The organism is Nonomuraea sp. K271 (assembly GCF_009908215.1).
Taxonomy (GTDB): domain Bacteria; phylum Actinomycetota; class Actinomycetes; order Streptosporangiales; family Streptosporangiaceae; genus Nonomuraea; species Nonomuraea longispora.
The window spans coordinates 1-6,596 of sequence record NZ_JAAAHR010000280.1 but is presented as its reverse complement, the minus strand read 5'-3'; the positions used below and the strand labels follow the sequence as shown (position 1 = coordinate 6,596).

The following is a 6,596-nucleotide window of genomic DNA, read 5'->3' as shown; positions in this document are numbered from 1 at the left end:
GGGGAGGCGTGGGCGTGGGCCCGGCGGTGGTGCGCCGGGGAGCGGCGGACGACCTGGCCGGGCCGGGCGTGGTGGCGTCGGCGGGGGTCGGTTCCTGCACGCTCTGCGTCTCCGGCGGCGGCATGAGGATCGCGCCCGGTCCGGGGGGCAGCCGGCCGCCCGACATCATGAGCGAGATCGCCACGGCGACCACCGTGGCGCCCGCCACCCACAGGTGCGGAGGCAGCCGGGGCACCCGCGGCATGCGGTCGCGGATGCGGGACGCGGCCGTCGCGGCGTGGTCGGTCCTGGCCAGCGGGAAGCGGAGGGCGAGCAGGGTGGCCAGCTCGGCGAGGTGGCGGCGTCCGCGTTTCTCCCAGTCGGGGCCGTACGCGGCGACGGCGTCCTCCTCCAGTTCCGCCGCGAACTGCCGGGCGGAGGCGTACCGGAGCGCCGGGTCCTTCGCGAGCCCTCGCCTGAGCAGGTCGCGCAGCGTGTCGGGGGCGACCTCGACGGGCACCGGCTCCACCAGGTGTTCGTCCCGCAGCGCGGGCACGTCGAGCTCGCCGTTCTCGCCTTCCTTGTACGCCCGGTAGGGTGGCCGCCCCCTGGCCGCCTCGAACAGGACGCACGCGGCCGCGTACACGTCGGCGGGCGGGCCCGCCCTGCCCTGGGTCCACAGTTCGGGCGCCATGTACTCGGGGCTGCCCGCGGGCACGCCGGGCTCCTCGGCGTGCACCACGACGCCGAAGTCCGCCAGCTTGGCGGTGCCGTCGGCCTGGACGAGGATGTTGTCCGGCTTGACGTCGCGGTGCGGTACGCCACGCTCGTGGGCGGCGCCCAGGGCCAGCAGCGTGCTCTTCAGCACGGCGAGGGCCGCCTCCGGGCTGATCCTTCGGTGCTCGGTGAGCAGGGTGCGCAGCGTGATGCCGTCCACCAGCTCCATGACGATGGCGGCCCGTGCCTGCGTCTCGACGTATTCGTATAGTTTGACCACGTTCGGGTCGTCGATCTCGACGAGTTCGTGGGTGTCGGCCCGGTAGCGGTCCATGAACTCGGTGTCCCGGCGCAGCGTGGCGTTCAGATATTTGATCGCGACGTAGGCGCCGGTCTGCTGGTAGGTGGCGAGGAACACGCGGCCGGTACGGCCGGCGCCGAGCTGGCGTACTTCACGGTAACCAGGGACCAAGTCCTACCCCCATCAGGCAGCCGTCTTCGATTCGACGGTCTCACCCGGGGTTCCGGTTGTCACGAGTCCAGAAATTTCGCCCGACGTCAATCGCGGATGACGGGGGAGTGCCGGGTGCTATGCTGACCGACGACACCCAAGCAAGCGCTCGGCTCACCAATGTGCGGAGGTCGCCGGTGGAGCGGGTAGCCGTGCTCACGATGGAGATGCAGCGGGGCGTCGTCGGCGATCTCACGAGATTTCCGGAGCTGGTGGAGGCGTGCACCCGTCACGACGTCATCGGCAACGCCGCCCGCCTCCTCCACGCCGCCAGGGCGGCCGCGATCCCCGTCATCCACTGCACGGCCGCCTTCCGCCCCGACCGGGCCGGCTCCCACACCGGCAACTGCCCGTTCATCGTCTCCCTGCTCAAGGACCCCGGGCACATGCTGGAGGGCACGCCCGCCACCGAGGTCGTCCCCGAGCTGCGGGACGCCGGCGACCTGGAGAGCCACCACGGCTTCTCCCCGTTCACCGGCACCTCGCTCGACATGACGTTGCGCTCGCTGGGCGTCACGGCCGTCGTCGCTGCCGGGGTCTCGCTCAACCTCGGCATCCCCGGGCTGGCCCTGGAGGCGGTCAACCTGGGGTACCGGGTCACCGTGGTCAAGGACGCGGTGGCGGGCATCCCCGACGACTACGCACGGGCCGTGATGAGGCACACGATCGGCCTGCTCGCGACCCGCGCCGCCACAGCCGACCTGACCGAAACCTGGGCGCGCGCTGACGGAGACCGCGCTGACGGAGACCGGGCTGACGGAAGCCGGGCGGACGGGCGCATGACGGAGACAGGGCGGACGGGCGCATGATGGACGGGCTGGGCCTGGACGGCCGCGTCGCGGTGGTGACCGGAGGAGCGGGCGCGATCGGCGCGGCCGTCGCCGCCGACCTGGCCGCGCTCGGCGCCCTGGTGGTGGTCGCCGACGTGGACCTGCCGAACGCCGGGAAGGTCGCCTCCGGCCTGCCCGGCGCGCGGGCGGCGCCCGTCGACCTGGCCGCGCCCCCGTCCGTCGAGGCGTTCTGCGAAGCGGTGGGGCCGGTGGACATCCTGGTGCACAACGCCGGGGTGTCGGTCGTGCAGCCGTTCGTCGAGAGCGACCCGGCGAGCTGGGACCTCATGTGGCAGGTCAACCTGCGCGGTCCGATGTTGCTCACCAAGCTCCTGCTGCCCGGCATGCTCGGCAGGGGTTGGGGGCGGCTGGTGTTCGTCTCCTCCGACGGCGCGAGGGCCGGCTCGGGCGGCGAGGCCGCGTACGCGGCCACGAAGGCCGGGCTGTTCGGGCTGGCCAAGACGCTCGCCCGCGAGGCCGCGAGAGCCCAGGTCACCTCCAACGTCGTCTGCCCCGGCCCCACCGACACGCCCATGCTCAGGAGGGTGACGCAGGCCGAGCCGGAGCTCGTCGGCAAGATCGCGCGCGGCATCCCGCTGCGCCGCCTCGGCACGCCGGCCGACGTGGCCGGCCTGGTCGCCTACCTGTGCACGGACCGCGCCGCCTACATCACCGGGCAGATCCTGTCGGTGAGCGGCGGCGTGACCATGCACTGAGCCCATGCGGTCACAGGGCCCGGTAGACGGCCTCCACCAGGCGCACGCCGCGCAGGTTGCCGGAGAGCGCGGCGGCCATCCTGTTCATGACGTAGCCGACGGCCAGGCCCCGCTCGGGGTCGCCCAAGCCGATGAAGCCGCCCATGCCGGTGTGGCCGAACGCGCCGGCCGACGGCACGAAGAACGTCAGCGACGGCCGCATGAAGCCGAGCCCGAACGAGGTGTCCAGGAGCAGCACCCGGTCGGGGCCGCTCACGCGCGGACGGATCGCCTCGCGCAGCGCGCCGGCAGGCAGCAGCTCGCCTGCGATCAGCGCCCGGTAGAACCCGGCCAGCCCCCGCGCCGTGGCGACGGCTCCCGCCGCCGGCCATCCGGCGCGCAGGATGACCGGATGGTTCGCGCCTCCCTTGAGCAGGCGCATGCCGGGGTTGCCCAGCGCCCGGTTCATCAGGCTCTGTGGGTCCTGCGCCGCTCTGGTCACCTCGGCCAGCACGTCGTTCGCCCGCCCGCCCGCCGCGGCCTCCGTGGGGGCGGGTGCCTGGGCGCGTTCGCCCGCCTGCAGCCGCGCCGTACGCGCGATCACGCTGTCCGGCGCGCCCATCCAGAGCTCCAGCCCCAGAGGGCGGGCGATCTCCGCGGCGACCAGGTCCCCGACGGTCTTGCCCGTCACCCGCCTGATCACCTCGCCCAGCAGGAACCCGTAGGTCAGCGCGTGGTAGCCGTGCGCCGTCCCCGGCTCCCAGAGCGGCGCCTGGGCGGCGAGCCGGGCCGCGATCGCCGCGTGGTCCTCGAACTCCTCGACCGGCACGGGATCCTCGATCACCGGAAGCCCGCTCTGGTGGGTGAGCACCTGCTCGACCGTGACGGCCGCCTTGCCCTCGGCGGCGAACTCGGGCCACACGTCGGCGACCGGCGCGGTGAGGTCCACCTGACCCCGCTCCGCCAGTTGCAGCAGCACGGCGGCGGTGAACGCCTTCGTGCAGGAGTAGACGAACGCGGGCGTGTCCCGCTGCCACGGCCGCCCGGTGTGCCGGTCGGCGACCCCGCCCCACAGGTCGACGACCAGCTCGCCGTCCAAGTAGACGGCCAGGGCGCCGCCCAGTTCCTCGCCGTCGGAGAAATGGCGCTCGAAGACCTCGCGTACGCCGGAGAACCGGGGATCGCAGTGCATCAGACCTCCGCGGAGAAAGGGGAGCTCAGTGGTAGACGAGCCTAACAACTGGGGACGATTCGGCCCAGATGATCAGCGTGGTACTCTCAACCTCCTCACCCCCGCCGTGGTGCTCGACGCGCTGCGCAGCGCCACCACGGGCGAGGTGCTGAGCCTGGCCATGCCGATCAGGGGCGCCACCTCCTCGCCCGCGCCCACGACGGTCCCGCACCTGCCGGGCCGCCCGCTGCCGCAGCACTTCATGTCGGTGGACGGCGGCGACTACGCGGCCGGGGCGCGGCCCATCGGCGAGGGCCTGAAGGTGGCCGACGACGCGCTGGTCGTGAGCCACCACGGCACCACGACCCACATGGACGCGCTGTGCCACATGTGGTCGGGCGACGAGCTCTACAACGGCCACCCGGCGGCCCGGGTGCGTTCCTACGGCGCCACCCGCTGCGGCATCGAGCGGGTGGGCGGGGTGGTCGCCAGGGGCGTGCTGTTCGACGTGCCCCGCCATCTCGGCCTCGACCACCTGCCACCCGATCACCGGATCACGGCGGACCTGCTGGCCGGCCTCGCCACCCCGCGGCCGGGGGACGTCGCGGTGATCCGTACGGGCTGGCCGCTGGTGTGGGAACGCTCGCGCGAGGAGTACTGGTCGGGCCAGCCGGGGTTGTCGGCCTCGGCCGGCCGGTGGCTGGCCGCGCACGACGTCGCGGCGGTCGCCGCGGACAACGCCGCGATCGGCGGGCTCGACGCGCGCGGTCGCGCCGAGGAAGACCTCGGCGACGACCTGCACCTCATCCTCCTCCACCGGCACGGCGTGCACCTGATCGAGATGCTCTGGCTGGAGGAGCTGGGCGCGGCCGGGCGTACGGACTTCGTGTTCGTGGCGGCGCCGCTCAGGATCGAGGGCGGCACCGGGAGCCCGCTCACCCCGCTGGCCGTCCTGTGACCGCCCTCGTCAGCTCGTGGGCCAGGTCACGGGCAGGCTGGTGGCGCCGTACACCGTGGCGTCGTGCTTCAGCGGCACCTCGGTCGCGGGGACGGCCAGCCGCAGCCCCGGGAAACGCTCGAACAGGGCGCGGTAGCCGATGCGCAGCTCGATCCTGGCGAGCTGCTGCCCGAGGCACTGGTGCACGCCGTGGCCGAACGCCAGGTGCCGGCGCGCGCCGCCGCGGTCGAGCCGGAGCGTTTCGGGGTCGTCGTGGACGGACGGGTCGCGGTTGATGACGGGCAGGGAGAGGACGACGGTCTCGCCCTTCCTGACCAGCTCGCCCGCGACCTCGACGTCCTCGAGCGCGGTACGGGCCGGCCCGCCCTGGTGCAGGATCGACAACCAGCGCAGCAGTTCCTCGACGGCGTCGTCCGAGACGGACTCCGGGGGCGTGCCCTGTTTCAGGAGCGCGAACACGCCGAGGGCCAGCATATTGGCGGTGGTCTCGTGGCCGGCGACGAGCAGGAGCAGGGCGAGGTTGGTCAGCTCCTCGTCCGTCAGGTCGGCGGTGAGGCCGCTCATCAGGTCGTCGCCGGGCGCCGAGCGCTTGCGCCGTACCTGCTCGTGCAGGTAGGCGGTCAGGTCGCCGACAGCAGCGGTGTCGCCGCCGGGGATGACGAGCTGGGAGCTGCGTTCCTGGAAGAAGTCATGGTCGGCGTACGGGACTCCGAGCAGCTCACAGATGACCATGGACGGAATCGGCAGCGCGTACACCGTCACGAGGTCGGCGGGTGGCCCGGCGGCGGCCATGGCGTCGAGCTGCTCGGCGGCGATCTGCTCGATGCGCGGCTCCAGCAGGCGCATCCTGCGCACCGTGAACTGGCCGGTGAGCAGGCGGCGGTAGCGGGTGTGCTCAGGCGGGTCCATGGTGCCGAAAAAGCCCGGCGGAGCCGCGTGGCCGGGTCCGCCAGGACGTGAGGAGTGCGTGGCGACGTGCTTGAGCTCCTGGCGTGCGCTGAACCTGGGGTCGCCGAGCACCGTGCGGGCCGCGGCGTCGGTGGTGGCCAGCCAGCCCAGGTGGCCGTCGGCGAACTCCAGGCGGCTCATCGCCGGCAGCCCGCGCAGACCGGCGGGCGGGTCGAAGGGGTGTTCCGGGTGGCGTTCGATGGGAAGTCGCATAAATATGATAGTAAACCATCAGTTGATAGTGCGATTGCACTTTAGTCGCCCGGATAGCCGCCTCCGCCGTGCGTGGCGTCGAGGGCGTCGTAGTCGGGTGCGGGGCCGCGCTTCGGGATCCCGTCCACGAACACGACCTCCCGAGGCTTCTTGTACGACGCCAGCGACGCCTTGACGTGCCCGATGAGCTCCTCGCCCGTCGCCGCCGCGCCCGGGTGGAGCACGACGACGGCCTTGACCGCCTGCTGCCAGACGGGGTCGGGCACCCCGATGACGGCGGCGTCGGCCACCGACGGATGTGTTGTGAGCGCCCGCTCCACCTCGGCGGGGTAGATGTTCTCGGCCCCTGACTTGACCATGCGCAGCTTGGGGCCGATGAAGGTGATGGTGCCGTCGGGTTCGCGGCGGCCGAGGTCGCCGGTGTGGTGCCAGCCGTACGCTGACTTAGCCGCATTTAAGTCGGGTCGGGCGAAATATCCGGAAAAGAGGGTCTTGCCCCGCGCGCAGATCTCCCCCACCTCGCCCACCGGCACCTCGACGCCGTCCGGCGCCAGCAACCGTACCTGGACCAGCG

At 72.7% G+C, this 6,596-nt stretch carries 7 protein-coding genes; 3 read left to right on the top strand and 4 right to left on the bottom strand.

The window, feature by feature from the left end; all coding sequences use genetic code 11:
* On the bottom strand, positions 1-1,114 hold a 1,114-nt coding region (locus GUY59_RS45350), incomplete at its 3' end, for a serine/threonine-protein kinase (protein ID WP_330849308.1).
* A gap of 230 nt (positions 1,115-1,344) precedes the next feature.
* Between GUY59_RS45350 and GUY59_RS45345 the strand changes: the two genes are divergently transcribed.
* Together GUY59_RS45345 and GUY59_RS45340 are read left to right on the top strand one after the other, a co-directional pair.
* A complete protein-coding gene (locus GUY59_RS45345) occupies positions 1,345-2,016 on the top strand; it encodes an isochorismatase family protein (RefSeq protein ID WP_252375260.1) in 672 nt (223 codons plus the stop codon).
* Positions 2,016-2,753, top strand: a complete 738-nt coding sequence (locus GUY59_RS45340) for an SDR family NAD(P)-dependent oxidoreductase (RefSeq protein WP_138208471.1) — start codon at positions 2,016-2,018, stop codon at positions 2,751-2,753. Before GUY59_RS45345 ends, GUY59_RS45340 begins: the two co-directional genes overlap by 1 nt.
* Before the next feature lie 10 nt (positions 2,754-2,763).
* Here GUY59_RS45340 and GUY59_RS45335 read toward each other — a convergent pair whose 3' ends face one another.
* Positions 2,764-3,924, bottom strand: a complete 1,161-nt coding sequence (locus GUY59_RS45335; RefSeq protein WP_138208467.1) for a serine hydrolase domain-containing protein — start codon at positions 3,922-3,924, stop codon at positions 2,764-2,766.
* A gap of 28 nt (positions 3,925-3,952) precedes the next feature.
* Here GUY59_RS45335 and GUY59_RS45330 point away from each other — a divergent pair, with 28 nt between their 5' ends.
* Positions 3,953-4,861: a cyclase family protein gene (locus GUY59_RS45330; protein WP_138208468.1), complete on the top strand. Its 909-nt coding sequence runs from the start codon at positions 3,953-3,955 to the stop codon at positions 4,859-4,861.
* Between the two features lie 9 nt (positions 4,862-4,870).
* On the opposite strand, the gene GUY59_RS45325 is transcribed toward GUY59_RS45330, so the two are convergent.
* Positions 4,871-6,022, bottom strand: a complete 1,152-nt coding sequence (locus tag GUY59_RS45325) for a cytochrome P450 (protein ID WP_138208469.1) — start codon at positions 6,020-6,022, stop codon at positions 4,871-4,873.
* Positions 6,023-6,063: 41 nt separating this feature from the next.
* Positions 6,064-6,596, bottom strand: a 533-nt coding sequence (locus GUY59_RS45320) for an AMP-binding enzyme (RefSeq protein ID WP_161715070.1), incomplete at its 5' end; no start/stop codon positions are given.